Origin of the sequence: Actinomadura meyerae (assembly GCF_900188445.1) — a bacterium.
Classification (GTDB): Bacteria; Actinomycetota; Actinomycetes; order Streptosporangiales; family Streptosporangiaceae; genus Spirillospora; species Spirillospora meyerae.
Genome location: NZ_FZOR01000001.1, coordinates 67,632 through 92,658 on the forward strand (window position 1 = coordinate 67,632; position 25,027 = coordinate 92,658).

27 protein-coding genes are annotated in these 25,027 nt (G+C 72.6%); 14 read left to right on the top strand and 13 right to left on the bottom strand.

Features of this window, described 5'->3' with window-relative positions; genetic code table 11:
* Positions 1 to 21 precede the first annotated feature (21 nt).
* Together CHF16_RS00275 and CHF16_RS00280 are read right to left on the bottom strand one after the other, a co-directional pair.
* Positions 22 to 3,786 carry a hypothetical protein gene (locus tag CHF16_RS00275; RefSeq protein ID WP_089323816.1) on the bottom strand — a complete coding sequence of 1,255 codons (3,765 nt, stop codon included), beginning with the start codon at positions 3,784 to 3,786 and terminating at the stop codon, positions 22 to 24.
* 135 nt (positions 3,787 to 3,921) lie between these two features.
* The gene (locus CHF16_RS00280) at positions 3,922 to 4,164 is read right to left on the bottom strand and encodes a GntR family transcriptional regulator (protein ID WP_089323817.1); all 243 of its coding nucleotides are present in this window, start codon (positions 4,162 to 4,164) and stop codon (positions 3,922 to 3,924) included.
* Between the two features lie 108 nt (positions 4,165 to 4,272).
* Here CHF16_RS00280 and CHF16_RS00285 point away from each other — a divergent pair, with 108 nt between their 5' ends.
* Positions 4,273 to 4,578, top strand: coding sequence for a hypothetical protein (locus tag CHF16_RS00285; protein WP_089323818.1), 306 nt, complete (start codon positions 4,273 to 4,275; stop codon positions 4,576 to 4,578).
* Between the two features lie 70 nt (positions 4,579 to 4,648).
* Here the strand turns inward: CHF16_RS00285 and CHF16_RS40020 are convergent, their stop codons facing one another.
* A complete protein-coding gene (locus CHF16_RS40020) occupies positions 4,649 to 4,789 on the bottom strand; it encodes a hypothetical protein (protein ID WP_179271327.1) in 141 nt (46 codons plus the stop codon).
* Between CHF16_RS40020 and CHF16_RS00290 the strand changes: the two genes are divergently transcribed.
* Together CHF16_RS00290 and holA are read left to right on the top strand one after the other, a co-directional pair.
* Positions 4,781 to 5,005 (top strand): ComEC/Rec2 family competence protein, encoded by a 225-nt coding sequence (locus CHF16_RS00290; protein WP_089323819.1) that lies wholly within the window; start codon positions 4,781 to 4,783, stop codon positions 5,003 to 5,005. The two genes, CHF16_RS40020 and CHF16_RS00290, sit on opposite strands and share 9 nt — an antisense overlap.
* A gap of 180 nt (positions 5,006 to 5,185) precedes the next feature.
* Entirely contained in the window at positions 5,186 to 6,139 is a 954-nt protein-coding gene (holA, locus tag CHF16_RS00295; RefSeq protein ID WP_089323820.1) for a DNA polymerase III subunit delta, read from the top strand.
* A 3-nt stretch (positions 6,140 to 6,142) separates the two neighbouring features.
* On the opposite strand, the gene CHF16_RS00300 is transcribed toward holA, so the two are convergent.
* Together CHF16_RS00300 and CHF16_RS00305 are read right to left on the bottom strand one after the other, a co-directional pair.
* The gene (locus CHF16_RS00300; RefSeq protein WP_089323821.1) at positions 6,143 to 6,559 is read right to left on the bottom strand and encodes an SRPBCC family protein; all 417 of its coding nucleotides are present in this window, start codon (positions 6,557 to 6,559) and stop codon (positions 6,143 to 6,145) included.
* On the bottom strand, positions 6,499 to 7,422 hold the full coding sequence (locus CHF16_RS00305) for a LysR family transcriptional regulator (RefSeq protein WP_089323822.1): 924 nt from the start codon (positions 7,420 to 7,422) through the stop codon (positions 6,499 to 6,501). Before CHF16_RS00305 ends, CHF16_RS00300 begins: the two co-directional genes overlap by 61 nt.
* 69 nt (positions 7,423 to 7,491) lie before the next feature.
* Between CHF16_RS00305 and CHF16_RS00310 the strand changes: the two genes are divergently transcribed.
* The gene (locus CHF16_RS00310) at positions 7,492 to 8,019 is read left to right on the top strand and encodes a hypothetical protein (RefSeq protein WP_089323823.1); all 528 of its coding nucleotides are present in this window, start codon (positions 7,492 to 7,494) and stop codon (positions 8,017 to 8,019) included.
* On the opposite strand, the gene CHF16_RS00315 is transcribed toward CHF16_RS00310, so the two are convergent.
* Both CHF16_RS00315 and rpsT read right to left on the bottom strand, forming a co-directional pair.
* Positions 7,961 to 8,497 (bottom strand): RNA 2'-phosphotransferase, encoded by a 537-nt coding sequence (locus CHF16_RS00315; RefSeq protein ID WP_089323824.1) that lies wholly within the window; start codon positions 8,495 to 8,497, stop codon positions 7,961 to 7,963. The two genes, CHF16_RS00310 and CHF16_RS00315, sit on opposite strands and share 59 nt — an antisense overlap.
* Before the next feature lie 57 nt (positions 8,498 to 8,554).
* On the bottom strand, positions 8,555 to 8,824 hold the full coding sequence (gene rpsT / locus CHF16_RS00320) for a 30S ribosomal protein S20 (RefSeq protein WP_089323825.1): 270 nt from the start codon (positions 8,822 to 8,824) through the stop codon (positions 8,555 to 8,557).
* A 204-nt stretch (positions 8,825 to 9,028) separates the two neighbouring features.
* On the opposite strand from rpsT, the gene lepA reads away from it, so the two are divergent.
* Positions 9,029 to 10,903 carry a translation elongation factor 4 gene (lepA, locus tag CHF16_RS00325; RefSeq protein ID WP_089323826.1) on the top strand — a complete coding sequence of 625 codons (1,875 nt, stop codon included), beginning with the start codon at positions 9,029 to 9,031 and terminating at the stop codon, positions 10,901 to 10,903.
* A 43-nt stretch (positions 10,904 to 10,946) separates the two neighbouring features.
* Here lepA and CHF16_RS39195 read toward each other — a convergent pair whose 3' ends face one another.
* The 3 genes from CHF16_RS39195 to CHF16_RS00340 form a co-directional block, all read right to left on the bottom strand.
* Positions 10,947 to 11,522: a DUF4870 domain-containing protein gene (locus CHF16_RS39195; protein WP_143227834.1), complete on the bottom strand. Its 576-nt coding sequence runs from the start codon at positions 11,520 to 11,522 to the stop codon at positions 10,947 to 10,949.
* 173 nt (positions 11,523 to 11,695) lie between these two features.
* A complete protein-coding gene (locus CHF16_RS00335) occupies positions 11,696 to 13,096 on the bottom strand; it encodes a hypothetical protein (protein ID WP_143227835.1) in 1,401 nt (466 codons plus the stop codon).
* A gap of 76 nt (positions 13,097 to 13,172) precedes the next feature.
* Positions 13,173 to 14,081 carry a hypothetical protein gene (locus tag CHF16_RS00340; protein ID WP_089323828.1) on the bottom strand — a complete coding sequence of 303 codons (909 nt, stop codon included), beginning with the start codon at positions 14,079 to 14,081 and terminating at the stop codon, positions 13,173 to 13,175.
* A gap of 159 nt (positions 14,082 to 14,240) precedes the next feature.
* On the opposite strand from CHF16_RS00340, the gene CHF16_RS00345 reads away from it, so the two are divergent.
* Together CHF16_RS00345 and hemW are read left to right on the top strand one after the other, a co-directional pair.
* A complete protein-coding gene (locus CHF16_RS00345) occupies positions 14,241 to 14,681 on the top strand; it encodes an antitoxin YezG family protein (RefSeq protein WP_089323829.1) in 441 nt (146 codons plus the stop codon).
* Between the two features lie 113 nt (positions 14,682 to 14,794).
* Positions 14,795 to 16,003, top strand: coding sequence for a radical SAM family heme chaperone HemW (hemW, locus tag CHF16_RS00350; protein WP_089323830.1), 1,209 nt, complete (start codon positions 14,795 to 14,797; stop codon positions 16,001 to 16,003).
* 5 nt (positions 16,004 to 16,008) lie between these two features.
* Here the strand turns inward: hemW and CHF16_RS00355 are convergent, their stop codons facing one another.
* Positions 16,009 to 16,821 (bottom strand): DUF3097 domain-containing protein, encoded by an 813-nt coding sequence (locus CHF16_RS00355; protein ID WP_245868103.1) that lies wholly within the window; start codon positions 16,819 to 16,821, stop codon positions 16,009 to 16,011.
* 250 nt (positions 16,822 to 17,071) lie between these two features.
* Here CHF16_RS00355 and hrcA point away from each other — a divergent pair, with 250 nt between their 5' ends.
* The 3 genes from hrcA to CHF16_RS00370 all read left to right on the top strand — a co-directional run bounded on the left by hrcA (position 17,072) and on the right by CHF16_RS00370 (position 20,018).
* A complete protein-coding gene (gene hrcA, locus CHF16_RS00360) occupies positions 17,072 to 18,085 on the top strand; it encodes a heat-inducible transcriptional repressor HrcA (RefSeq protein WP_089323832.1) in 1,014 nt (337 codons plus the stop codon).
* A 1-nt stretch (position 18,086) separates the two neighbouring features.
* Positions 18,087 to 19,223 carry a molecular chaperone DnaJ gene (dnaJ, locus tag CHF16_RS00365; RefSeq protein ID WP_089323833.1) on the top strand — a complete coding sequence of 379 codons (1,137 nt, stop codon included), beginning with the start codon at positions 18,087 to 18,089 and terminating at the stop codon, positions 19,221 to 19,223.
* Positions 19,224 to 19,286: 63 nt separating this feature from the next.
* Positions 19,287 to 20,018 carry a 16S rRNA (uracil(1498)-N(3))-methyltransferase gene (locus CHF16_RS00370; RefSeq protein WP_089323834.1) on the top strand — a complete coding sequence of 244 codons (732 nt, stop codon included), beginning with the start codon at positions 19,287 to 19,289 and terminating at the stop codon, positions 20,016 to 20,018.
* Positions 20,019 to 20,055: 37 nt separating this feature from the next.
* Here CHF16_RS00370 and CHF16_RS00375 read toward each other — a convergent pair whose 3' ends face one another.
* Both CHF16_RS00375 and CHF16_RS00380 read right to left on the bottom strand, forming a co-directional pair.
* Positions 20,056 to 20,745, bottom strand: a complete 690-nt coding sequence (locus CHF16_RS00375; protein ID WP_089323835.1) for a hypothetical protein — start codon at positions 20,743 to 20,745, stop codon at positions 20,056 to 20,058.
* Positions 20,742 to 21,284, bottom strand: a complete 543-nt coding sequence (locus tag CHF16_RS00380; protein ID WP_245868104.1) for a SigE family RNA polymerase sigma factor — start codon at positions 21,282 to 21,284, stop codon at positions 20,742 to 20,744. The genes CHF16_RS00375 and CHF16_RS00380 overlap by 4 nt, the downstream gene beginning before the upstream one ends.
* 379 nt (positions 21,285 to 21,663) lie before the next feature.
* Here CHF16_RS00380 and CHF16_RS00385 point away from each other — a divergent pair, with 379 nt between their 5' ends.
* From CHF16_RS00385 to CHF16_RS00400, 4 genes are all read left to right on the top strand, one after another.
* Positions 21,664 to 22,008, top strand: coding sequence for a histidine triad nucleotide-binding protein (locus tag CHF16_RS00385; protein WP_089323837.1), 345 nt, complete (start codon positions 21,664 to 21,666; stop codon positions 22,006 to 22,008).
* A gap of 125 nt (positions 22,009 to 22,133) precedes the next feature.
* A complete protein-coding gene (locus tag CHF16_RS00390) occupies positions 22,134 to 23,213 on the top strand; it encodes a PhoH family protein (protein WP_089323838.1) in 1,080 nt (359 codons plus the stop codon).
* Positions 23,210 to 23,686 (top strand): rRNA maturation RNase YbeY, encoded by a 477-nt coding sequence (gene ybeY / locus CHF16_RS00395; RefSeq protein WP_089323839.1) that lies wholly within the window; start codon positions 23,210 to 23,212, stop codon positions 23,684 to 23,686. Before CHF16_RS00390 ends, ybeY begins: the two co-directional genes overlap by 4 nt.
* Positions 23,686 to 25,017, top strand: coding sequence for a hemolysin family protein (locus CHF16_RS00400; protein ID WP_179271328.1), 1,332 nt, complete (start codon positions 23,686 to 23,688; stop codon positions 25,015 to 25,017). Before ybeY ends, CHF16_RS00400 begins: the two co-directional genes overlap by 1 nt.
* The last annotated feature ends 10 nt before the right edge of the window (positions 25,018 to 25,027 follow it).

Sequence of the window (25,027 nt, forward strand, 5' to 3'; positions counted from 1 at the left end):
CTGGTCCAGTATCGCCTTCGGTCACGTGGGCAGGGCGGTCTTGCGGGCGGGCACGGGCCGGCCTTTCTCGGCGCGGATCTCGTCCAGCTCTGCGTCAAGCTCGCGGAGCGCGGCGAGGATCACGCCCATCATCGAGACCATCGAGTACGACGAGGCGGGCGGCGGGACGGGCGCGGTCACTTCGGCCGGGGTCTCGTCCTCCGCCGACTCCGGCCGAGGGGCTTCCCGCCGCTCAGGCTCGTCTACCAGGATCGTCCCGTCCACGACGCGCATCCGCATGTCTGCGGGAGGCTCGGGGGAAGGGCTCGGAGGAGGCGCTGTCCGAGCCGGTTGAGGCTCTGCCGTCGTGCGCATCCACTCGGGCAGGTCTTCGAGCATCGGCCCGGCGTGGAGTTGCTCGGGGGCGGAGGCGTACCGCCAGGCCGCGACCGGAGCGCCGCGCACGACGTCGAGGCCGGGCGTGGGGAGCGCCTGCACGTCCGTCTTGGCCGCGCGAGCCGACTGCGGGTTGAAGTCGAGGGCGAAGCAGCTCGCCCAGGTCGTGTCATCGTCACGCTTGAACTGGTGCTGCGACCCCCGGTAGGCCGCGATCGAGTTCTCGAAGAAGGTCACGCCCTCGCGGCTCTCGCTGCCCGAGCCGTTCTCGAAGCCGAACTCAGCGGCGGCCGCGTCGATGGTGATGACGGCGGTGTCCCCGGTCTGCTTGGTGCCCTTCCAGTAGAAGCGCTGCTCGGTGATGTGGATGTAGTTGGTCGGGTCGCCGTTGGTGCCGTAGATGCCCATGCCCTCCCAGGTGCCGCTGAGGCCACCGCTGTAGACCTCTCCGAGGAAGAGCCTGGCCAGTGTGTTGCTCTCCCCGTCGCGTAGCGCGATCTGGTCGCGCTCGCCCTTATTGATGGTGATGGCGCTATCGACGCCGGAGCCGTCGCTCTTGATCTTGTTCAGGATGAAGCCGATATGGCTTGACGGGCTTTCGGTGGAACCCACGACTCCGAAGAACGCAGAGCCATCAAGATCCGGGGAACCGACGAACAGCCCGTGGTTGAGCGGGTCGCCTGTGGTCCCGCTATAGGACTGCCCGAGGAAGGCGGTGCTGTGCCCGTTGACGTCGTAGTAGACCGTTGAGTCGCGAGCGTCTCCCATGCCGATCTCAATGCGGCTGCTCGTGGTCGTCTTCGTCTGGAGCGACCCCGTGACGATGACGTCGTCCTTGCTGATCTCCACGAGGGTCGTGCCGTCGGCGGCGTACTTGAACAGGCCCGCGTTGTTGATCTCGATCCGCTCGCCCGTAAGGCTCGTGGCGATGCGCCCCGAGACGGTGACCTCCGCCTGGAGCGCGCCCGCCGTGAGCTTCCCGACCTCCAGGTCCGCGATCTTCGCGTTCGTCACGGCCAGGTCTTGGATCAGCAGGGTCCCGATGCGCGGCCGGGCCTCCACGATGTCGAGGTACCAGAACCCGGCGGTGTTGTCGGGGAGGAGCTGCACCGCGAAGGACATGTAGGCGTTGGCCTGGGAGTCCGCGAGGGTGGCCAGCACCCGGCCGAACTCCGCCCAGTCCTGCGAGGCCGCGCCGGGGGCGACGTCGAGCACCTCGGAGCGCTGGAAGTCCTCCTCGCTGTCGTAGAAGCGGGTGATCACGCGCAGCGTGCCGTCCGTGGCGGCCGTCCGGCGCGCGGCGACCCGCAGGTAGAACTCATCCCCCTCGACGACCGGGATCAGCCCGGACAGGCTCAGCTCCCGCGTGGTGCCCTCGTCCACGGTGGCGTTCATGGCCAGCACCCACCGGCCGTGGTAGGCCGCGATGGTGTCGGCGAACGAGAACGCCGAGCCGATGCCCGCCGCCTGGGCGCGCTGGTGCCGGACTGAGGCGTCCTCAAAGGACCCGTCCTCGATGAGGTTGCCCCGGTCCTTGAACGCGATGTCCTCCAGGCCCACCGTGCGCGGGACCCCGGACGCCTGCACCGAGGCGGCCGAGGCGTTCCCGCTCACGTCCACGGTCACCAGGCGGACGAAGTACTCGGTGCCGTAGGTGAGGCCCGTCAGGACCGACGTGCCCGCCGTGCGGAGGGTGTCCACGAGCGTCGCGGAGCTGGGGGTGAACCCGTTCACGGTGGACAGGTGCACCTCACAGCGGGCGAAGTCGGCGGGCATGACCTCCCCGAAGGCGCCCAGCCCATCCCACACCGCCTTGAGCTGACCGAGGTACGCCGTCACCACGGGGGCGGACGGCACGGGCGGAGGGGTCGCGTCAGCGCCGGTCAGCACCTCGGAGACGGCCGACCAGTCCGACACGTTGCCCGCGTCGTCGAAGGCGGCCACCTGCCACTGAACGGTCAGGCCGGGCGCGACCGGCGACCACGAGAGGGTCTCGCCTCCGGCGGCGTCGGTCTCCCCGGCCGAGTGCCAGTCGGCCCCGAAGTCGGGGTCGGTGTAGCGCCACCGCACCCGGTACCCGCGCAGGTCCTCGCACGGGCTCCCGTCCTCGTTGAGCGTCACCGCCGCCCACGCCCCGGTGATCTGGGCCTGTGTCTGCCCGGTCGAGGTGGTGTAGGCCAGCGAGGAGGCCACCAGGCCCGAGGGTGCGGCGGGCGCGACGGAGTCGGCCGGCTCGGGCGGAGGCGCCGAGGTGCCGACCACCGTCCGGCCGCCGGACAGGGCCTTGATCGCGCGGTCGAGCTGAGCCGCCCTGGAGGCGATGAGGTCGTTGAGGGTGACGGTGCCCGTCAGCTTCCCGGCCTTGTCCATCGAGACGGACCACTGCGCGACCTGGAGCTTCTCCAGGCCGTTGCCGGTGTCGCTCCAGACCCAGTCCCCGATGTCGAAGTCGTCGATGGGCAGCGGCCCGCCTCCGGCCATGGCCAGCCCGTGCGAGACCTCCAGCGTGCCGGGGGTGAGCTGCGCGAGGCGGGTCTCCGCGTAGGCCGTCAGCGTGCCCTCGTCCGCGATGTTCCCCGCCGAGCCGTAGACCTCGATGCGCCGACCACGGCGGGCGAGCGCGGTGGGGTCGGTGCGGTCGAGGTAGAGCCCGTCCTTCCCCGCCACGTAGACCGACGTCGCGCTGTTCTTCACCGAGTGTGTGCGGGGCGCGTCGGTGAGGTCGCGGGGGCCGTGGAAGATCACGGGCGGGTCGAGGGCGGTGAGGTCGCGCCCGAAGTTGCCGGGGTTGTAGAGGCCCAGCTCCAGGCCGTCCATGTACCACTCGCAGAGCCCCTGCTCGGTGAGGGTGTTCAGCACCTCCAGCACGGTCTGGCCCGGCGCGAGGGTCAGCGTGGTGATCTTCGCCCACGGGGCGCCCGTGCTGTCGTGGGTGAAGGAGAACGAGCCCAGGCCCACGCCCGCGAGGGCTCCGCGAGCCGCGGCCTCCTGGCACAGGGTGCCGATGATCTCGCCAGCCGTGGCCGTCGAGAACTCCCGCTCCGCGTCGGGGACCTCGCCGAAGTCCGACTCCGTGTCGGGCGCCACGATCGCCTCATCGAGGAGCTGCGTCTGGAAGCGCCCGGAGAAGGACCAGACGGCCTCGGGGTCGGCGGTATCGCCCTTGGACTCGCTGATGATGACGGTCAGGCCGGGCCTCTCGATGCCGTCCACCCGCAGCGCGAGGAAGACGTCACGGTCGGCCTGCACGTGCATATGCAGGGCCTCGAAGCCCTGGCCGGTGCTCGGGTAGGTGAGCCGGACGACGCCCTGTTCGCCTCGGATCGGGGAGAGGTCCCACGTCTGGACATCGGGGAGAGGGGTGCGAGCCCCGGTGTCCGGGTCGATCGCCTGGAACTCGATCTGTCGCATGGCTCAGTCTCTCAGGCTGGGTCCTCGGCCGTCACTGACGGTGATCGGGGAGGCTTGTTACTGGGGAGTAGTACGGTCCTATAGGGCGGTCTAGGGTGCCCGGCGGTCACGCAGCGTGAGACCGGACACGGTGCGTCACTCGCTCTCGTCCTGCGGGAGCACGAAGGTCCCGCGCCCCTTCACGCCCCTGACGCGGCCCTCGTCCTTCAAGATCGTGAGGGCCTTCTGCACGGTCGTGTTGGCGAGGCCGGACTCCTCGCACAGCTCGCTGATCGACGGCAGTTTCGAGCGCGGCGGGTAGGTGCCGTCGTCGATCCGCTTGCGCAGGACGGCCGCGAGCTGCACGTGCAGCGGGTCGATTCCGTCCAGATCCATCATGCACTAAACCGTATCGGGGTGTCCCTAATGCGCTTTAGGTGCGTCTACCTATCCCTAGGTGCGTCTACCTGTGGCAAGGTGCATCGAGGTGCGTCTAAGTTGTGTCCTATGACACACACGGAGACCCCCACCGCCCAGCAGCACGCGCACCTGTACGCCCTCATGCAGCGGCTCGACCTCTACGACCTGGACGTCAAGATCACGCCCGAGGGGCTGGCCGTCTCCGACCCCGACGGGGACGGCTGCTGCGAGGACAACCCCGAGCCCTCGGCACTGGTCACCTGCGTCTACCGGCCCAGCGACAACGACCGCCTGTGGTTCCGCTACGCCTCGTGGGGCGAGTGGATCATCGAGGCCGACAACCCGGTGGACGCGGCGGGCATGGTCGCGAGCAGGCTCAGGGGAGCGGGCTGAGCGCCCTCAGTAGGCCGAAAAGCAGATGTGACCTGCGCAGATGTGAGGAAGCTCACACTTATGTCAAAAGCTATGCTTCGACAACGCGAGCGTCGTCCTCGTCGCCCGCAGGCCGGGCTTCAGCGCCCTGCTGGCCGGCGACCTCGAAGCGGACGCGCAACGTGTCCTGCGCACCGCCGTCCCCCGCGTCCAGGTCCTGAAGGTGCCGCACCACGGCTCCCGCAGCCAGGACCCCGGCTTCCTGGCCGCCGCCCACGCGTCCATCGCCCTGATCTCGGTCGGCGAGCACAACGACTACGGCCACCCGTCCGCGACGACCCTCGGCCTCCTCCGCCGCCTCCACACCCGGATCCACCGCACCGACCAGGAGGGAGACATAGCCATCGTCCGCACAGGTGCATCCGTCGCCGCCGTCTCCCGCAGATGACCAGGGCCTGCGAACCGGCACGCCCAACGCCACCTCTGCGGCCCGGCCCGTGCCGCCTCGTGGCGCAGCTGACGCCACCTCCCCGCCCGGCCGGCGCCGCCGGCCTTGCGTCGGCGCTGTGCCGTCTCCGGGCTGGCGGGAGCGGCGCGGTAGGGGGCGGGGGCGTGGCATGCTGGCGGGGTGTCGGTTGAGCCCATTGTTCTGGTCGTCGGGGACGAAGAGCTGCTCGTGGAGCGGGCGGTCGCGGATGTCGTCGCGTCCGTGCGGGCGGGCGACCCGGAGGCCGAGGTCATCGATCTCGCGCCGGGCGGGCTGGAGCCCGGGCGGATCTCGGAGCTGACGTCGCCGTCGCTGTTCGGGGGCGGCAAGGTACTGGTGATCCGGTCCGCGCAGGACCTGGGCAAGGACCTCACGGCCGAGGTGCTGAAGTACGCCAAGAACCCGGCGGACGAGGTCGTCCTGGTGGCGGTCCACCCGGGCGGGGCCAAGGGTAAGGCGCTGGTGGACGGGCTCACCAAGCTCAAGGCGCGCAAGGTGGCGTGCCCGAAGGTCACCAAGGCGGGGGAGCGGGTCGACTTCGTCCGGGCCGAGATCCGCCGGGCGGGCGGGAAGATCTCGGCGGACGGCGCCCGCGGGCTGGTCGACGCCGTGGGCAACGACCTGCGCGAGCTGGCGGCGGCGTGCAGCCAGCTCGTGGCCGACACCGGGGGGAAGGTCGACGACGCCGCCGTCGCGCGCTACTACCGGGGCCGCGCCGAGGTCAGCGGGTTCACGGTCGCCGACAAGGCCATCGAGGGGCAGCTCGCCGAGGCGCTGGAGCAGCTCCGGTGGGCGCTCGCCACCGGGGTGGCGCCGGTACTGATCGTCAGCGCGCTCGCCCAGGGGGTGCGGGGGCTCGCGAAGGTCGGCGGGGCCCCGCGCGGGGCGCGGGGCGCGGCGCTGGCGAAGGAGCTGGGCATGCCGCCGTGGAAGATCGACCGGGTGCAGCGGCAGCTGCGCGGCTGGTCCGGGGACGGGGTCGCGCGGGCGCTGGCGGCGGTGGCCGCGGCGGACGAGCAGGTCAAGGGCGGCGCCGCCGATCCCGCGTACGCCCTGGAGAAGACCGTCGCCCAGATCGTCGCCGCCCGCGGCTGACCGTCAGGCCTGTTCGGCCTTGGCCTTGAGGCCGTCGGCCTCCATCGTGACGTAGCGGCGGGTGAGGCGGCCCGTCAGCAGGCCGAACAGGGGAGCGAGAGGGCCCTTCTGGTCGAGGGTGAGGCGGACGGTGACCCCGTCCCCGGTGCGGGTGAGGGCGTGCACCCCGGTCGTGGTCACGCCGGGGGAGCGGGACTCCCAGGTGAAGGCCTCGCCCTCGGTGAGTTCGGTCACGGTCCACACGGCGGCGGGGATCTTCGGCTGGTGGACGCGGGCCCGGCTCGACACGGCGAAGGGCTTGTCGAGGAGCTCGACGCGGTCGATCGACGCGGTCATCTCGGGCCAGCGCTCGACGTCCGTCAGGAGCTTCCAGACGGTCTCGGGGGAGGCGGCGATGTCGACGGAGGTCTCGAAGTGCACGGCGTGCTCCTCACGGCGGTGCGGACGGTGGCCAGGAGGCCGGTGACCACGGGGTCGCCGGCGCGGTCCGGCAGGTGCAGAGCGTAGTAGGGGACCGCGGGCAGGTCGATGATCTCGCGGGCGGTCAGGCCGGGAGGCGGGGGCACGCAGCCGTTCACCACGGCCAGGCCGATGCGCAGCGCCACGAAGTGCAGCATGAGCGGCCAGCCCTCGGCCTCGACGGCGAGCGTCCACGGGACCTCGGCGGCGCGCAGCGCGCGTTCGAGAAGGACCCGGTGCGGCCCGGCCGGGGGCGGGACGATCAGGTCGGCGCCCGCGAGGTCGGCGAGGGCGAGGGCGCCGTCCCGCGCGGCGAGGGGGTGGTCGTCCGGCATGACGAGGGTCTGCGGGTAGGAGGCCAGCGGTTCGGTCGCGACGTCGGCCGGCAGGACGTCCAGGACGGCGACGCCCACGTCGGCGCGGCCGGTGCGGACGGCGGTGAGGGTGCGGGCGCGGTCGCCGTTGATCAGGCGGATCCCGGGCCGGACGGCGTCGCCGAGCAGGTACAGGTAGGCGCCCTCCCCGGCGGCCAGGGTCGGGACGCGGGACGCGGCGGTGCCGTGCACGGCGTCCAGGAACGCCGACACGCGGGCGTCGAGGTCGCGGGCGAAGCGGGCGACCTGCTCCCCGGCGGGGGTCAGCGCGAGGCGGCGCCCGTGCCGGGTGTAGAGCGGGCGGCCGAGGGTCTCCGACAGTTTCCGCACCTTGACGTGGAGGGCGGGCTGGGAGATGTGGAGTTCGTCGGCGGCGCGCGTGAAGTTGAGGTGCTCGGCGAAGACCGCGAAGGAGGCGAGCGCGTCCGTGGAAAGGCGGCTCAGATCCATAGCCGCAAACTATAGTCAGACGCTCGATTCATAGTTCTGCTTTAGGCGGCGACGCCCGACAGTTGAGGCATGGACATCGAACCCCGGCTCGGCGTCGACTTCGGCCGGGTCGTGCACGGAGGGCTGCTCGCTCCCGGCGACGACGACACCGCGTTCCTGAGCGGCGGTTTCGAGGACGCCATGGCGTCGCCGGCGACCGAAGGCGTCTACGAGGTGCTGCCGGGGCTGATCGCCGCCTTCGGCGGGCGCGCGTGGATCATCTCCAAATGCGGTGAGCGCATCCAGAAGCGGACGCTGGCATGGCTGGACCGCCATGACTTCTACGCCCGGACGGGCCTGCCGCGGGAGAACGTGCGCTTCTGCCGCAAGCGGGCGGACAAGGCCGGGCACTGCGCGGAACTCGGCATCACCCACATGATCGACGACCGGCTGGACGTGCACCGCGCCCTTCGTGGCATCGTCCCCCACCGGTACCTGTTCGGGGCGGAGGAGGGCCCCGAATGGGTGCGGCCCCTGCCCGACTGGGCGGCCGCCGAGATCATTCGCGCAGATATTCCGGCGGGACGGAGCCGGTCAGCCACACCCCGTTCGCGCTGACCCGGAACTCGTGCCCGTCCGCGGCCATCCGCCCGGCCTCGACGACCAGGACGACGGGCCGGCCGCGGCGGGCGCCGACGCGCCGGGCCGTCTCGCGGTCGGGGGACAGGTGGACGGCGTGCCGGCCCATCGGCAGGAGCCCGTCCCGCATGATCGCGGCGACGGAGGGACCGGCCGTGCCGTGGTAGAGGAACTCCGGCGGCGGCACCGGCGGCAGTTTCAGATCGACCGGGACGGAATGGCCCTGGACGACCCTGATCCGCTCCCCGTCCAGCTCGTAGCGCCTCTTGTCGTTGACGCGGACGACGTGCTCCAGCTCGGCGCGCGTCAGCGCGAAGCCGTGCCGCGCCGCGGCGGCGAGCAGCTCGGTGACGTCCGCCCAGCCTTCGGCGTCGAGCGTGAGCCCGATCCGCTCGGGGCGGTGCCGCAGATGCCCGGCGAGATACTTCGAGATCTTCACCGCGCGGCGTTCGTCCATGGGCCCGGACATGCGTCGGGGCCGGCGCGCGCTGCGGCCGGCCCCTGGCGTGCGGTCCTACTCGGCCTGCAGGGCGGCGGCCTGCTTGGCGATCGCCGACTTGCGGTTGGCGGCCTGGTTCTTGTGGATGACGCCCTTGCTGGCGGCCTTGTCCAGCTTGCGCGCGGCGGCGCGCTGGGCGGCGACGGCGGCCTCGGCGTTGCCGGCCTCGGCGGCCTCGCGGAACTTGCGGATCGCCGTCTTCAGCTCGGACTTGACGGCCTTGTTGCGCAGGCGGGCCTTCTCGTTCTGCTTGTTGCGCTTGATCTGGGACTTGATGTTAGCCACGTCGTAGTGCCTCAGCTTGGTTGCGATCCTGGCCTGCCACCGGCAGGTTCTGACGAATGTCTGGACGGGGGCGGGACGGTGCCCCCGGGGCACGACGCTACGCCACACGCAGTCGCACAGCTTACCAATCACCGGGGCCCGCCCCAAACCGGGCCGTGCACGGAGCACCGCGCCCGGCATGGGACTATGGAAGCACACATATCCATGTCCACCAGTGAGTTTTGCGAACGGACCCCGGTGCCAGCGCCCCAGCCTGACAAGACCGATCCCGCGATCATCCGCAACTTCTGCATCATCGCGCACATCGACCACGGCAAGTCGACCCTCGCGGACCGCATGCTGCAGCTGACGGGTGTCGTCGAGGACCGGCAGATGCGCGCCCAGTACCTCGACCGCATGGACATCGAGCGCGAGCGCGGGATCACGATCAAGAGCCAGGCCGTCCGGCTGCCGTGGACGGCCGGCGGCGTCGACCACGTGCTCAACCTGATCGACACGCCGGGGCACGTCGACTTCTCCTACGAGGTGTCGCGGTCGCTGGCGGCGTGCGAGGGCGCGGTCCTGCTGGTGGACGCGGCGCAGGGCATCGAGGCGCAGACGCTCGCGAACCTGTACCTGGCGATCGAGGCCGACCTGCACCTGATCCCGGTGCTGAACAAGATCGACCTCCCCGCGGCGCAGCCGGACAAGTACGCCGAGGAGCTGGCCGGCATCATCGGCTGCGACCCCTCCGACGTGCTGCGCGTGTCGGGCAAGACCGGCGAGGGCGTCCGCGAGCTGCTCGACAAGATCGTCGCGGAGGTGCCGGCGCCGGTCGGCGACCCGGACGGGCCCGCCCGCGCGCTGATCTTCGACTCGGTGTACGACACCTACCGGGGCGTCGTCACCTACGTCCGGATCATGGACGGGCACCTGTCCCGCCGCGAGAAGAGCCTGATGATGTCGACCGGGGCGGCGCACGAGACCCTGGAGGTCGGCGTGATCTCCCCGGAGCCGAAGCCCGTGCAGGGCCTCGGCGTCGGCGAGGTCGGCTACCTGATCACCGGGGTGAAGGACGTCCGGCAGGCGCGGGTGGGCGACACCGTCACCGGCGCGTCCCGGCAGGCGGCCGAGCCGCTCGGCGGGTACCGCGACCCGAAGCCGATGGTGTTCTCCGGCCTGTACCCGGTGGACGGCGACCAGTACCCCGAGCTGCGCGACGCGCTCGACAAGCTGCGGCTGAACGACGCCGCGCTGATCTACGAGCCGGAGACGTCGGCGGCGCTCGGCTTCGGGTTCCGCTGCGGCTTCCTCGGGCTCCTGCACATGGAGATCGTCCGGGAGCGGCTGGAGCGGGAGTTCAACCTCTCGCTGATCTCGACCGCGCCGAACGTCGTCTACCGGGTCGTCATGGAGGACGGGAGCGAGCACACCGTCACCAACCCCAGCGAGTTCCCCGAGGGCAAGATCGGCGCCGTCTACGAGCCCGTGGTGAAGGCGACGCTGCTGTCCCCGTCCGAGCACGTCGGCGCGATCATGGAGCTGTGCCAGGGCCGGCGCGGCTCGCTGCTCGGCATGGACTACCTGTCGGAGGACCGCGTCGAGATCCGCTACACGCTGCCGCTCGCCGAGATCATCTTCGACTTCTTCGACCAGCTGAAGTCGCGCACCCGCGGGTACGCCTCGCTCGACTACGAGCCCAGCGGCGAGGAGGAGTCCGACCTTGTGAAGGTCGACATCCTGCTGCAGGGCGAGTCGGTGGACGCGTTCAGCCAGATCGTCCACCGGGAGAAGTCCCGCGAGTACGGGCTGATGATGACCTCCAAGCTGAAGGAGCTCATCCCGCGGCAGCAGTACGAGGTGCCCATCCAGGCCGCGATCGGCGCCCGGATCATCGCCCGGGAGAACATCCGCGCCATCCGCAAGGACGTCCTCGCCAAGTGCTACGGCGGCGACATCTCCCGCAAGCGCAAGCTGCTGGAGAAGCAGAAGGAGGGCAAGAAGCGGATGAAGACCATCGGGCGGGTGGACGTCCCGCAGGAGGCCTTCGTCGCGGCCCTGTCCACCGGTGGCGGCGGCGACGACAAGGGCAAGAAGTAGGCCGCGTCCCGTCCCGGGCCCGTCGGCCGCGGCCTACCGGGCCCTACTTCAGGATGGGCCAGGCCACGACGGCGGGGACGCGGCGGAACTCGCCGCGGTTCGCGGCCCGTCCGGCGTAGACGAGGAAGAACATCACGGCGGCCGTGAACAGCAGCGGCACCCAGATGAGGATGTCGACGGCCAGTGACAGCAGGCCGAACACGAACCACACGGCGATCGCGGCGATGCCCATGTTGAGGCCCTGCGCGGCGTGCCGCCGGACGAACGGCGAAGTGGCCTTGCCGAAGTAGACGATCGCGGGCGCGACGGCGCCGACGAGGAACTGCCCCACGTACGCCATGAGGGCCCACGTCCGGTCGTCGTGGCCGTCCGGCCCGGGGCCGCCGGGCTGACCGGGCATCTGACCGGGCATCTGGACGGTGCTTCCGCCCTGCTGGGGCTGCTGCCATGCCGCATTGGGCTGCGGCTGCTGCGGTGGCTGCTGTCCCTGCTGGGGTTGCTGCCACAGGTTCCCCGGCTGCTGCCAGGGCGCCTGGGGCTGAGCCTGCTGCTGGGGCTGCTGCCAGCCCTGGCCGGGCTGCTGACCTTGACCGGGCGACGGGGGAGGCCCGTAGGCCATGGCGGACGTCCTCTCCTCTAGTTCGCTGCGCGTTCGCGTGTGCGAGGGTGCGAAGGTGCGCGCCGTTGCGCGAAGTGTATGACTCCTAGGACGCGCCGTGAGTTCGAACCGGTTCCCCGGAACCGCCCGCCCCGTGGCCGTTTCACGCCACGGGCCGGGCCGCCGGCCGTGGGTCAGGGACGCCAGATGACCGCGGACGGTGCCGCCCGCGTGAGCGTGACCGAGCCCGTCCAGGCGATGGACGACGGCTGCGGCAGGTACGCCTCGTCCAGGAAGAATCCACGGTTGACGGACGTGACCGTCGCCGGGGCGCCGTTGTCGCCGAACCCGGTCGGCCGCCGCAGCGCCTCGATGCTCGCGATGTCGGAGACCCGCGTGCCCGCGGGCAGCTCGACGGTGGTGGCGACGGCGCCGTCCCGGTCCACCGACCAGGTCCGCTCGTCATGGTCGGACCGGTACAGCACGGACGGGTCGGCCTTCAGCCGGATCCCGAGCGCCACCCCCGGCACGGACCCGATCCCGGTCGCCGCGCCCGTCGTCTTCGCGAACTCCGCGAACAGGTACGAGCGCTGGTCGCCGACCTCCCGCGTCGCGGGGTCGGACGGGTCCTCGATCTTGCCCTCCCGCACCATCTCCTGCGCCGCGACCCGGTACGTCCACGGCTCGCGGTCCATGACGGCCTCCCGGGCGCGGCCCTCCGGGCGCGTCCGGGACGCGTCGAGGAGGAAGCGCAGCGGCGGCTCCGGCGAGATCACGTCGCACATGTTGTTGTTCGACGTGCAGGTCTGCAGCACCGGATGGTCACCCTCGTAGCGGCCGGCGAACTTCAGCGTCAGGTGCAGGGGCGCCTGGTAGACGCCGGTGCCGGCGACCCGGTTCCCGGACGCGTCGACCTCGACGCGGTACACCCACTCGATGTCGGTGGTCCGGCCCCAGCGGGCCATCAGCGCGGGCGTGTCGGTGCCGCCGTCCTCGTTGCTCCACACCACCGAGTACTCGATGACGCGGTGTCCCGGCGTCGCGGCGGGCTGCGTCTCGTGCCAGGCGATCAGCGGGGTGTCGGTGGTCGCGTTCTGGTAGGGGTCGCCGAACGGCCAGCCGGTCCGGCCGACGACGACGGGCGCGTGCCGCAGGGCGAGCTCGTCCGCCTCCGGCATCCGGACGCGGGCGTGCCGGAGGGTGACGCTCGCCGCGGCGGGCGCGCTGCCCTTCGCGAAGCGCAGCGCCACCTCGTGGCGGCCCTCCCCGACGCGCCCGAGCCCGAAGCTGCGGGGGACCGGATCGGAGGAAGGGACGACGACGTCGGTCACGTGGCGCCCGTCCACCGCGACCGACACCACCGCGGACTCGGCGCCCTCGCGGGCCCAGGAGACGCCCGGCGCGGACGCGGAGAAGGAGATGACGGCCTCCCCGTCCCGTCCGGCGGTGAACGGCAGCGTCCGGGCGGGGCCGCCGCGCCGGACGGTGATCGCGCCGTCGGCGGCTGCGGCGGGGAGCGGGGCGAGGATGAGGGGTGCGCCGGCGAGGGCGGCGCCGGTCACGGCGAGCACGGCATGACGCGCACGGCTTCTCATGATCGGGAAAGGTACGGCGCCCCGGTCGCGATCCGGTGACGGCGCGGTCGCCCGCCGGTGTCGGCTCGGTGAGCCCTCAGGCGCGGCTGCGGTGCAGCGGGGCGAGCGCGGCGAGCGCGGCCGGCTGCTGCAGCGACACGGCCGTGAACCGCTCCGCCTCACCGGCCTCCCCGCCCTGCCGCTCGGGCCCGTAGAGGGTGAGCCCCGACGCGGCCAGCCGGACCGCGCGGCCCCGCCGGACGACGTCGTGGCCCAGCTCCCGCAGCAGCGCGACCACGTCGCCGGCGGGCTCGTCGAGCAGGTCGACGCCGTCCAGCCGGAACCGCATCCCGGGGTTGCCGCTCCAGCCGGGCGGGCGCGTCCCGCAGATCTCGGCGAGCCGCTCCACGCCGTCCTCGCCCCGGTCGGTGGACAGCGCCAGCGTCCCGCGCCCGACCCGCACGCTGCGGTGGTCGGCCCACCCGCACAGCAGCGACGCCTTCGGCGGGCGGGTGCCGCAGCGCTCGGCGACCGCGTCGAGCGCGGTCCACGCGTCGGGGGCCAGGGTGGAGAACAGCAGGCTCGCGTCCGGCAGCAGCGCGCCGCGGCCCGGCTCCAGCGTGACGACGAACGGCGCGACCCGGCCGGGGAACCGCGCCGGGTCGGCCTCCCGGAGCGTGACGAGCCCCTCCCAGACGACCGGCTCGTCCACCGCGAACCAGGTGATCACGGCCTCCACGCCGAGGTCGCGGAACGTCGCGTCGGTCAGCCGCTCGGCGACGGACTCGCGCAGGTCCTCGGCGGTCTCGGCGAGGCGGCGGCGCCACCACGGCGGCTCCGGCTCGGCGTCCCCGCCCGTCGACCAGCGCGTCCCCGGGCCGGGCAGGCCGTGCCGCCGCTCGCCGCCCGCGCCGTCGACCACCGTGCAGTGCCAGCCGTCCGGCCCGCCCCGCAGCAGCACCCGCGCCGGCGCCCGTCCCCGCTCGGTCGCACCCTGCTCCACCATCCCGTTGACACTATCCACCCAAGAGGGGCGGCACGCTGCATTCCGGCCGTCCGGTGCGCGGTTTCCGGACGACACGGCGGCGGTTGCTCGACCTCGGCCCGGATCTAGGTACGGTCGGAACAGCGGCCAGACGGTCTGACCCGACCTCCCGGAGGTAGCGTGACCCACCCCGAGCAGGTACTGCGTTCTGCGAAGGAGCGGGAGACGGTGAACGGCGCCGTCCGCGCGCTGCGCTCCGCCGCGCCCGACGGCTGGGAGCGGCTCGACTTCGCCTTCCGCGCGACCGTCGGCATCGACAGCGCCTCGCTGGAGGTCGAGGACGCCGCCGGCGACCGCCGCACCGCGGTCCCGCCCGGCCAGGCCATCGGCAGGATGGACGAGCTGCGCCGCGTCATGTACCGCGACGGCAAGGGCGCCTGGTTCACCGCGCGGCTGCGGATCGAGCGGTCCGGCCGGTTCAGCGCCGAGTTCGACTACGACGGCGAGCCCGACTTCACCCCGCCCCTCACCGCGTCCGCCTACGTCCAGGACCTCGACCGCTTCCCCCGCACCGACGCCCACATCCCGGACTGGCTCCGCGCGAAGCTCGACGAGTCCTGAGCGGGCGACCGGCGTACCACGCGGGCGGTCCGGCGGCCTGAGCGGGCCGTCCGGCGGCATGAGCGGGCGCTCCGGCGTCCCGAGCAGGCGGCCGGGCGGGGCAGACTTGAAGGGTGCCCTCGACGCTTCCCGACGGAGACCCCGTACCGGCCGACGGCTCGCTGCCAGGCGGCGCGCTCGACGGCCTGGGCGGCCGCCCGTTCGCCTTCTACGTGCATGTGCCCTTCTGCGTGACGCGGTGCGGGTACTGCGACTTCAACACCTACACGGCGACGGAGCTGGGGCCGGGCGCGAGCCGCGACTCCTACGCCGACACCGCCATCGGCGAGGTGCGGATGGCCCGCCGCGTCCTCGGGGACGCCGATCTCCCCGTGGAGACGGTCTTCGTCGGCGGGGGCACGCCGACGCTGCTCCCGCCGGGTGACCTGGGGCGCGTCCTGGACGCCATCGACACCGAGTTCGGGCTCGCACCCGGCGCCGAGGTGACGACGGAGGCCAACCCAGAGTCGGTGGACGAGGCGTACGTGGCCGACCTCCGCGAGGCCGGATTCACCCGCATCTCCTACGGGATGCAGAGCGCGCGCGAGCACGTCCTGGCCGTGCTGGAGCGCACCCACACCCCGGGACGCGTCCCGCAGGTGGTCGAGTGGACGCGCAAGGCGGGCTTCGAGCACATCAACCTCGACCTCATCTACGGGACGCCGGGCGAGACCGACGACGACTGGAGGGCCTCCCTGGAGGCGGCCCTCGCGTCCGAGCCCGACCACGTGTCGGCGTACGCGCTGATCGTGGAGGAGGGCACCCGCCTGGCCGCCCAGGTGAGGCGGGGCGAGCTGACCGCGCCGGACGACGACGCCATGGCCGATCGCTACCTCATCGCCGACGAGATGCTGAGCGCCCATGGCCTGCACTGGTATGAGATCTCCAATTGGGCGTCCGATCCCTCCGCCGCCTGCCGCCACAACATGCTCTATTGGACGGGCGCCGACTGGTGGGGTGTCGGCCCAGGAGCGCACAGCCACGTCGGCGGAACCCGCTGGTGGAACGTCAAGCACCCCGCCGCGTACGCGTCCCGTCTGGCCGAGGGCACCACCCCTGCCCACGCCCGGGAGATCCTCACCGGCGACGACCGCCACATCGAGCGCGTCATGCTCGAACTACGCCTCGCCCAGGGCTGCCCCACGGCCCTCCTGGACGACAAGGCCGTCCGCAGGGCCATCGATGAGGGCCTGCTGGAACCGGCCCCCTACGAGAACGGCCGGGCCGTCCTGACCCTCAAGGGCCGTCTCCTCGCCGACGCCGTGGTCCGCGACCTCACCTGAGAAGCTCATGCGGTGACGAAATCGATCAGTTCCTCCACCCGGCCCAGGAGTGCGGGTTCCAGGTCGGTGTAGGTGCTGACCGAGTTCAGGATCCGCTTCCAGGCGGCTCCGGTGTCGTCGCCCCAGCCGAGTTCGGCGACGACGCCCTCCTTCCACGGGATGCCGCGAGGGATGCGGGGCCAGGCGGGGATGCCGACGGCGGCGGGCTTGACCGCCTCCCAGATGTCGATGAACGGGTGGCCGGTGATCAGGACGTGCGGGGACGACACCCGCGCGGCGATCCGGGACTCCTTGGACCCCTCGACCAGGTGGTCGACCAGGACGCCGAGGCGGCGGCCCTCGTCCGGGCCGAACTCCTCGACGATGGCGGGCAGATCGTCCACGCCTTCGAGGTACTCCACGACGACGCCCTCCACGCGGAGGTCGTGGCCCCAGATCTTCTCGACCAGCTCGGCGTCGTGGACGCCCTCGACGTAGATGCGGCTCTCCTTGGCGACCTGGGCGCGCAGCCCCTGGACGGCGATCGAGCCGGAGGCCGACCGCGCCGGTCCCCTGGGCGCCGCGGCGGGCCTGACCAGCGTGACCGGCTTGCCGTCGATCAGGAAGCCGGCCTTGGCCAGCGGGAACACGCGCCGCTTGCCGAACCGGTCCTCCAGCGTGACGCCGAACTTGTCGCAGCCGACCACCGCGCCGCAGAAGCCGCTGCCGGGGTCCTCCGCGACCAGCCCCAGCTCGGCCGGGACCTCCGGGATCCGACCCTTGCGCGGCCTGCGCCAGTCGCCGGCGAGCACGTCGTTTCCGTAGTCCTTACTGCGCACGGGTCCGCACATTAACCCGGCGGGACGGCCGCGCGGCGTCGCCCCTCGTCCCTCGGCGTGGCGGACGCGTCCGGCACGATGGGGCGGCCGCGCGCGGCACGGATGGGGCGGCGGCGTCCGATACGGATAGGATCGCGCCGCCATCCGGGGAGTGCGCGGGCACTCCGATCAGGGGTACGGGGCCGTACAATTGGCACTCTAGAGTATGGAGTGCCAGCGGAACGGCCGACCGGACGAGGGAGGTGACGCCGTGCTGGACGACCGGAAGCTCGCCGTCCTGCGCGCCATCGTCGAGGACTTCGTCTCCACCAACGAGCCGGTGGGGTCGAAGGCCCTCGCGGACCGGCACAACCTCGGTGTGTCGCCCGCGACCATCCGCAACGACATGGCGGTGCTGGAGGAGCAGGGCTACATCACGCAGCCGCACACCAGCGCCGGCCGCGTCCCCACCGACAAGGGCTACCGGCTGTTCGTCGACCGGCTGTCGACGATCAAGCCGCTGTCGGTCGCCGAGCGGCGCGCGATCGAGACGTTCCTGTCCGGCGCCTACGACCTCGACGACGTGGTCGGCCGCACGGTGCGGCTGCTCGCGCAGCTCACCCGGCAGGTCGCGGTCGTCCAGTACCCGTCGCTGACCCGCTCGTCGGTGCGGCACGTCGAGCTGGTGCCGGTCGCCGAGGGGCGGCTGCTGCTGGTGCTGATCACCAACACCGGGCGGGTGGAGCAGCGGGTCATCGACACGCCCTCCGCCATCTCCGAGGAATCGATCGGGCACCTGCGGGCGTTGCTCAACACGTGCCTCGACGGGCTCGGCCTCGGCGACGTGCCGACGGCGGTCGCCGACCTCCCCGAGAAGGTGGGGCCGGACGAGCGGCCGGTCGCGGCGGCGGTGCTGTCGGTGCTGCTGGAGACGCTCGTCGAGAAGCACGAGGAGAAGATCGTTTTCGCCGGGGCGGCCAACCTCGCCGCGGTCGACTTCTCGCAGAGCCTGCGGGAGGTCCTGGTGGCGCTGGAGGAGCAGGTGGTGCTGATGAGGCTGCTCGGCGAGACCGGCGACTCCTCTACAGTTACGGTGCGGATCGGCACCGAGAACCCCGACCTGGGGCTCCGATCGACCTCGGTGGTCGCCGCGGACTACGGGGTCGGCGACCTCACCTTGGCCAGGCTCGGAGTACTCGGGCCTACACGCATGGATTACCCCAGCACGATGGGAGCGGTACGGGCAGTGGCACGCTACGTGGGACAGATCCTGGCGGGGTCGTAAGGTGGCGAACGACTACTACGCGACCCTGGGGGTCCGGCGCGACGCCAGCGCCGACGAGGTGAAGAAGGCGTACCGCCGGCTGGCGCGCGAGCTCCACCCGGACGTCAACCCGGATCCGGAGACCCAGGAGAAGTTCAAGGAGATCACCCAGGCGTACGAGGTGCTCTCCGACCCCAAGAAGCGGGAGATGTACGACCTCGGCGCGGACCCGTTCGCCTCCGGGGCGGGCGCGGGCGCCGGCGGGTTCGGCGCGGCCGGGTTCCCGTTCAGCGACATCATGGACGCCTTCTTCGGGACGGCCACCTCGCGCGGCCCGCGGTCGCGGGCCCGGCGCGGCCGCAACGCGACGCTGCGGGTCGAGCTCGACCTCGCCGAGACCGCGTTCGGCACGACCCGCGAGCTGTCCATCGACACCGCGGTGGCCTGCGCCACCTGCGACGGGTCGGGCTGCGCGCCCGGCACCCACCCGGAGACGTGCGAGACCTGCCACGGGCGCGGCGAGGTGCAGCAGGTCCAGCGCTCGTTCCTCGGCCAGGTCATGACGGCGCGGCCGTGCCCGGCGTGCGGCGGGTTCGGCTCGGTGATCCGCAACCCGTGCACCGAGTGCTCGGGCGACGGCCGGGTCCGCACCCGGCGCACCGTCAAGGTCAAGATCCCGGCCGGGGTGGAGAACGGCATCCACATCCAGCTCGCCGGCGAGGGCGAGGTCGGCCCGGGCGGCGGCCCGCCCGGTGACCTGTTCCTGGAGATCGTCGAGAAGCCGCACCCGATCTTCGAGCGGGAGGGCGACGACCTGCACTGCACGGTCGAGATCCCGATGACCGCGGCGGCGCTCGGTACCAGCGTCACCATCGAGACGCTGGACGACGCCGAGAGCGTCGACATCAAGCCCGGCACGCAGTCGGGGCAGGTGATCACGCTCTACAACCGGGGCGTCCGGCACCTCAACGAGAGCGGTCGCGGCGACCTGATGATCCACGTGAACGTGGAGACGCCGGGCCGGCTCGACGAGGAGCAGGAGGAGCTGCTGCGCCGCCTGGCCGCCCTGCGCGGCGAGGAGCGCCCGCCCGGCAAGTTCGCCCCGGGCCACCGCAGCGGCGTGTTCTCCCGCATCAAGGACGTCTTCAACCAGCACTGAAGCGAGGTGGCGGCGGCCTACCGGGAGGGCCGCCGCGGCGATCCCGAGCATTGAGAGGCCCCCATGAGCCCGCCGGTGTTCCTCGCCGGGGCGGACGCGCTGGAGCGCGGCACGGTCGTCCTGGACGGCCCCGAAGGGCGGCACGCGGCGGCCGTGCGGCGGCTCCGGCCCGGTGAGCGCGTCGACCTGACCGACGGCGCCGGCCTGCTGGCCGAGTGCGTCGTCACCGCCGCCGACCGCGCGTCCCTCACCCTGGACGTGCTGGCCCGGCACCGGGAGCCGCCTCCCGCGCCGCGCATCGTGGTCGTCCAGGCGCTGCCCAAGGGCGACCGGGGCGAGCTGGCCGTGGAGACCATGACGGAGGCCGGCGTGGACGCGATCGTCCCGTGGGCGGCGGAGCGCTGCGTCACCCGGTGGCGCCCGGAGCGCCGCGACAAGGCCCTCGGGCGCTGGCGCGCGACCGCGCGGGAGGCCGCCAAGCAGGCGCGGCGCACCCGGCTGCCGGAGGTGCCGGATCTCGCCTCCACCGAGGACGTCGCCGCGCGGATCGCGGACGCGTCGCTCGCCCTGGTGCTGCACGAGGAGGCCGGCGCGCCGCTGAGCGGGGTGGAGCCGCCGGCCGCCGGCGACATCGTGCTCGTGGTGGGGCCCGAAGGCGGCATCACCGAGGGCGAGCTCGAGCGGTTCGCCGCGGCCGGGGGCCGCGCGGTGCGGCTCGGCCCGACCGTCCTGCGCACGTCGACGGCCGGGGTCGCGGCCGGCAGCGTGCTGCTGGCCGCCACCGGACGCTGGTAGCGCGGCCCGGCGAGGCCGCCGGAGCCGTCAGGGCCCGTCAGGGCGTGGTGCCCGAACCCTCATCGCTCGTCCCCGCGGGGGTGCTCGCCGGCGGCTGCGTGGGCGTGTCGGTGGGCTTCTGCGAGGTCGGCGGGGTGGTCGGCGTGGACGGCGGCGGGGTGGTCGGCGCCTGCGTCGGCGTCTCGCTCGGGCACGGCGTGGTCGCCGGCGTCGGCGTGGCGGCCGTGCCCGGCGAGGCGGGCGCCGTGCCCGCCGGCGGCGGGATGCGGCACGACGACAGCCCCGGCGACGAGCTGGTGCTGGTCGTCGCGGAGGTGGACGGCGAACCGGACGGGGTGCCGCCCGCCGAGGGCGGCTCGGGGAACTCCGGGTTCCCCGGGGCCGCGGCGCGGTCGCCGTCGGTGTTGTTCTGCGCGCCGCCGGACGGCCCGCTGTTGCCGACGGACTGCTGGATGAGGTCGATGGTCTGCGGCGCCGTCACGCCGAGCCCGGCGACGACGACGGCGGCGGCCACGGCGAGGACGGGCCGCGCCCAGCCGACGGTGAACCGGTCCCACCCGAACCGGGCGGGTCCGAACCGGCCGAGCCCGAACCGCCGGCTCCGGCCGTCGGCGATGCGGGCCCGGATGCGCTCCAGGCCGTCGCCCGCGGGGTTGACCGTATCCGCCTCCGCGTGCAGGGCGCGGCGGAGGATCTCGCCGTGCTCGTCGTGGGGGTCGGTGGTCATGTGAACTGCTCCAGGACGTTGCGTAGCGCGGTCATCCCGCGCGCCGTATGGCTCTTGACGGCGCCGCGGGAGATGCCCATCGCGTTGGCGATCTCCGCTTCGGACAGGTCCGCGTAGTAGCGGAGGACGAGCGCCTCCCGCTGGCGGGCGGGGAGCCGGGCGAGCGCGTCGATCACCGCCGAGCGCTCCAGCTCCCCGATCGCCCCGGCCTCCGCGCTCGGCGCGTCCGGCAGCCCCTTCGGGGCGTACTTCTCGACGACGGCGCGGTGCCGGAGCACCGATCGCGACCGGTTCACCACGGACTGGCGCAGGTACGACAGGGCCTTGTCGGGGTCGCGCAGCCGCCGCCAGCCGCCGTGCATCGCGACGAAGGCGTCCTGGACGACCTCTTCGGCCGTCCCGGCGTCCCGCACGAGCATGGCGGCGAGGCGTACGAGCGATCGGTAGTTGGCGCTGTAGAGCGCGGTCACCGCCTGATCGGCGTCCCAGGCGACGGCCACCGCCCCCGCCGTGCCCCTGGCCACGAGGGTCTCGGTCACGTCAGTTCGACGCGCGCCCTCCTCGCCCGGTTTACGAAGGGGCATGTCCTGATCTGCCTCGGTCACCTGCTCCGCCGCCTTTGCCCGCCCCGGCCGTCCATTCGGACGGGCGCCCTCGGGGTGGCACGAATCGGGCGCGCCCGCCGGTCCGCGAGCGCGCCGCGATGACCGCGGACCGGGGGGTACGCCTTGAGCTGACAACCTTAACCAGTGGCCGGTCGGAATGGTGACCGCAACGGGGAGGTCGATCATCGGGAACGCCGCCCCGCGCCGCGGGCCCCGTCCGGGCCGGGGCGCCGCGGGCCGCGGCCGCGCGGGTCCCGATAGGATTCCGGGGCCGGTCGGAGGCCGGTACGGGTGCCGTGGCGAGGGGAGACAGATGACCGACTGCCTGTTCTGCAAGATCGTTGCCGGGGACGTGCCCGCCACGATCGTCCGGGAGTCGGCCGGGACGGTCGCGTTCCGCGACATCAACCCGCAGGCGCCGACGCACGTGCTGGTCATCCCGCGCGAGCACCACCCGACCGCCGGGGAGCTGGCCGCGGCCGACGCCGGGCTGCTGGCCGAGGTGATCCGCGAGGCGCACGGGGTCGCCGCCGACGAGGGCATCGCGGAGACGGGCTACCGGATCGTGTTCAACACCGGCGCCCAGGCCGGCCAGACCGTCTTCCACGTGCACGCCCACGTGCTGGGCGGCCGTGGCCTCAACTGGCCGCCCGGCTAGCCGGCCCGGACGCCACGCGGAAAACCCTTCGGTGCCGGGCCGGGCGTGCCCAGTACGATGGAACCGGCATACCTGGACACCCGGAGCAGACAGAAGGCAGGTCCGAAGGCCGCAAGGCCCGGCTGATGGTCGAATCAACTCACACGAGGGCAACTCGCACGGGGCGCGACGACCGGAACGGCTCGCGCCCGCAGATCAAGATCGTGGTGCCGGACGACCATTCGATGGTGAGCCTGCTCGGCTCCCGGGATGAGCTGCTCCACGCGATCGAGCAGGCGTTCGGCAGCGACATCGACATCCACGTCCGCGGCAACGAGATCACCGTGACCGGCTCCGGGGACGACACCGAGCTGGTGTCCCGGCTGTTCACCGAGATGCTCGAGCTGCTCAAGGGCGGCACGCAGCTCACCCCCGACGCCGTCGAGCGCAGCCTGGCGATGCTGCGGGGCGAGAGCGGCGCCCGCCCGGCGGAGGTCCTGACCCTGGACGTGCTGTCCAGCCGGGGCCGGACGATCCGCCCGAAGACGCTGAACCAGCGGCGCTACGTCGACGCGATCGACAAGCACACGATCGTGTTCGGGATCGGCCCCGCCGGCACCGGCAAGACGTACCTGGCGATGGCCAAGGCCGTCCGCGCGCTGCAGGACAAGCAGGTCAACCGCATCATCCTGACGCGTCCCGCGGTGGAGGCGGGGGAGCGGCTCGGCTTCCTGCCGGGCACGCTCTACGAGAAGATCGACCCGTACCTGCGGCCGCTGTACGACGCGCTGCACGACATGGTCGACCCCGACTCGATCCCGCGGCTGATGGCGGCGGGCACGATCGAGGTCGCGCCGCTGGCGTACATGCGCGGGCGGACGCTGAACGACTCGTTCATCATCCTGGACGAGGCGCAGAACACCTCGCCCGAGCAGATGAAGATGTTCCTCACCCGGCTCGGGTTCGGCTCGAAGGTCGTGGTGACCGGCGACGTCACGCAGGTCGACCTGCCGAGCGGGCAGACCAGCGGCCTGCGCGTCGTGCAGGACATCCTGGAGGGCGTCGAGGACATCGACTTCTGCCGGCTGGACAGCCGCGACGTCGTCCGGCACAAGCTCGTCACCGACATCGTCGACGCCTACAACCGCTGGGACGAGGAGCGCGTCCCGGAGGTCGCGCGCGGCCAGGGCGGGCGCGGCGGCCCCCGCAAGCGGGGGCGGCAGTGAGCATCGAGGTGCTGAACGAGTCGGGCGTGCCCGTCGACGAGGAGGCCCTCGCCGCGCTGTCCCGGCACGTCCTGGACGGCATGCGCGTCCACCCGCTCGCGGAGCTGTCGGTGCTGCTGGTCGACGAGGCCGCGATGACCGAGCTGCACGTCAAGTGGATGGACGAGCCCGGCCCGACCGACGTGCTGTCCTTCCCGATGGACGAGCTGCGCCCCGGCCACATGTCCGGCGGCGCCGACGAGGACGGCGAGGCCGATCCGGGGCTGCTCGGCGACGTCGTCCTGTGCCCGTCGGTGGCGGAGCGGCAGGCGCGGGAGGCCGGGCACAGCACCGAGGCGGAGCTGGAGCTGCTGTGCGCGCACGGCATCCTGCACCTCCTCGGCTACGACCACGCCGAGCCGGAGGAGCACAGGGAGATGTTCGGCCTGCAGGCCGAGCTCCTGGCCTCCTGGCGGGAGAAACGCGGCGGCTGATGAGCACCGCGCAGGCGTGGCTGTCCGCCCTGGCGGCGGGCCTGGTCTTCATGGCGGGCCTGCTGGCCGGCACCGAGACGGCGCTCGCGCGGGTGTCCCGCGTCACCGTCGACGAGGCGCTCCGCGAGGGGCGGCGCGGCGCGAAGCGGCTCGCCGAGGTCGTCGCCGACCCGGCCCGCTACGTGAACATGGTGCTGCTGCTGCGGATCGGCTGCGAGCTGGTCGCCACCGTGATCGTGGCGGACCTGTGCATCTCCTGGCTGGACGAGACGTGGCGCGCCTACGTCACCGCCGCCGCGATCATGATCCTGATCAGCTACGTGGTGATCGGGGTGGGGCCGCGCACCCTCGGCATCCAGCACGCCGACCGGATCGCGCTGACCGGCGCCGCGGTGATCCACCCGGTCACCCGGGTGTTCGGGCCGCTGCCCCGGCTGCTGATCCTGCTCGGCAACGCGCTCACGCCCGGCAAGGGGTTCCGGGAGGGCCCGTTCGCGTCCGAGGCGGAGCTGCGCGACCTCGTCGACCTGGCCGAGCAGCGGGAGCTGATCGAGCCGGTCGAGCGGGAGATGATCCACTCGGTGTTCGAGCTGGGCGACACCCTCGTCCGCGAGGTGATGGTGCCGCGCACCGACATCGTGTTCATCGAGCGGACCAAGACACTGCGGCAGGCGATGTCGCTCGCGCTGCGCAGCGGCTTCTCCCGCATCCCGGTCGTCGGCGAGAACGAGGACGACGTCGTCGGCATCGCCTACCTGAAGGACATCGCCCGGCGCAGCCAGGAGCACCGCGCGGGCGAGTCGACCGAGACGGTCGACTCGGTCATGCGCCCGGCCACCTACGTGCCCGACAGCAAGCCGATCGACGAGCTGCTGCGCGAGATGCAGGCCCGGCGGATCCACGTCGCGATCGTCATCGACGAGTACGGCGGCACCGCCGGCCTGGTCACGATCGAGGACATCCTGGAGGAGATCGTCGGTGAGATCACCGACGAGTACGACCGGGAGATCCCGCCGGTGACCTGGCTGCCGGACGGCGCCGCCCGGGTCACCGCGCGGCTCCCCGTCGAGGACCTCGCCGAGCTGTTCGGCGTGGAGCTGGACGGCGAGGACGTCGAGACCGTCGGCGGGCTGCTCGCGCACGCCCTCGGCCGCGTCCCGATCGAGGGCTCCACGGCGGAGGTGGGCCCCGCGGACGGCGGGCCCGTGCTGTCACTCAAGGCGGAGACGATCGCGGGCCGCCGCAACCGGATCGGCACGGTGCTGGTGCACCGGCTGGGCGCCACGGCCGCCGACGCGGCCGGCGCCGACGACACGGGCCGGTCCCGCTAGCGGGGCCGCC

Excerpts from the sequence above, each read along its gene's own strand:
- CHF16_RS00315 (WP_089323824.1), bottom strand. The coding sequence starts at position 8,497 with ATGGACGAACGCCGCGCGGTGAAGATCTCGAAGTATCTCGCCGGGCAT.
- lepA (WP_089323826.1), top strand. The coding sequence starts at position 9,029 with ATGTCCACCAGTGAGTTTTGCGAACGGACCCCGGTGCCAGCGCCCCAG.
- CHF16_RS00385 (WP_089323837.1), top strand. The coding sequence starts at position 21,664 with ATGACCGACTGCCTGTTCTGCAAGATCGTTGCCGGGGACGTGCCCGCC.
- CHF16_RS00280 (WP_089323817.1), bottom strand. The coding sequence starts at position 4,164 with ATGATGGATCTGGACGGAATCGACCCGCTGCACGTGCAGCTCGCGGCC.
- CHF16_RS00335 (WP_143227835.1), bottom strand. The coding sequence starts at position 13,096 with ATGAGAAGCCGTGCGCGTCATGCCGTGCTCGCCGTGACCGGCGCCGCC.
- CHF16_RS00285 (WP_089323818.1), top strand. The coding sequence starts at position 4,273 with ATGACACACACGGAGACCCCCACCGCCCAGCAGCACGCGCACCTGTAC.
- CHF16_RS00400 (WP_179271328.1), top strand. The coding sequence starts at position 23,686 with ATGAGCACCGCGCAGGCGTGGCTGTCCGCCCTGGCGGCGGGCCTGGTC.
- CHF16_RS00340 (WP_089323828.1), bottom strand. The coding sequence starts at position 14,081 with ATGGTGGAGCAGGGTGCGACCGAGCGGGGACGGGCGCCGGCGCGGGTG.
- CHF16_RS00370 (WP_089323834.1), top strand. The coding sequence starts at position 19,287 with ATGAGCCCGCCGGTGTTCCTCGCCGGGGCGGACGCGCTGGAGCGCGGC.
- CHF16_RS00375 (WP_089323835.1), bottom strand. The coding sequence starts at position 20,745 with ATGACCACCGACCCCCACGACGAGCACGGCGAGATCCTCCGCCGCGCC.
- CHF16_RS39195 (WP_143227834.1), bottom strand. The coding sequence starts at position 11,522 with ATGGCCTACGGGCCTCCCCCGTCGCCCGGTCAAGGTCAGCAGCCCGGC.
- CHF16_RS00390 (WP_089323838.1), top strand. The coding sequence starts at position 22,134 with ATGGTCGAATCAACTCACACGAGGGCAACTCGCACGGGGCGCGACGAC.
- CHF16_RS00305 (WP_089323822.1), bottom strand. The coding sequence starts at position 7,422 with ATGGATCTGAGCCGCCTTTCCACGGACGCGCTCGCCTCCTTCGCGGTC.
- CHF16_RS00275 (WP_089323816.1), bottom strand. The coding sequence starts at position 3,786 with ATGCGACAGATCGAGTTCCAGGCGATCGACCCGGACACCGGGGCTCGC.
- CHF16_RS00310 (WP_089323823.1), top strand. The coding sequence starts at position 7,492 with ATGGACATCGAACCCCGGCTCGGCGTCGACTTCGGCCGGGTCGTGCAC.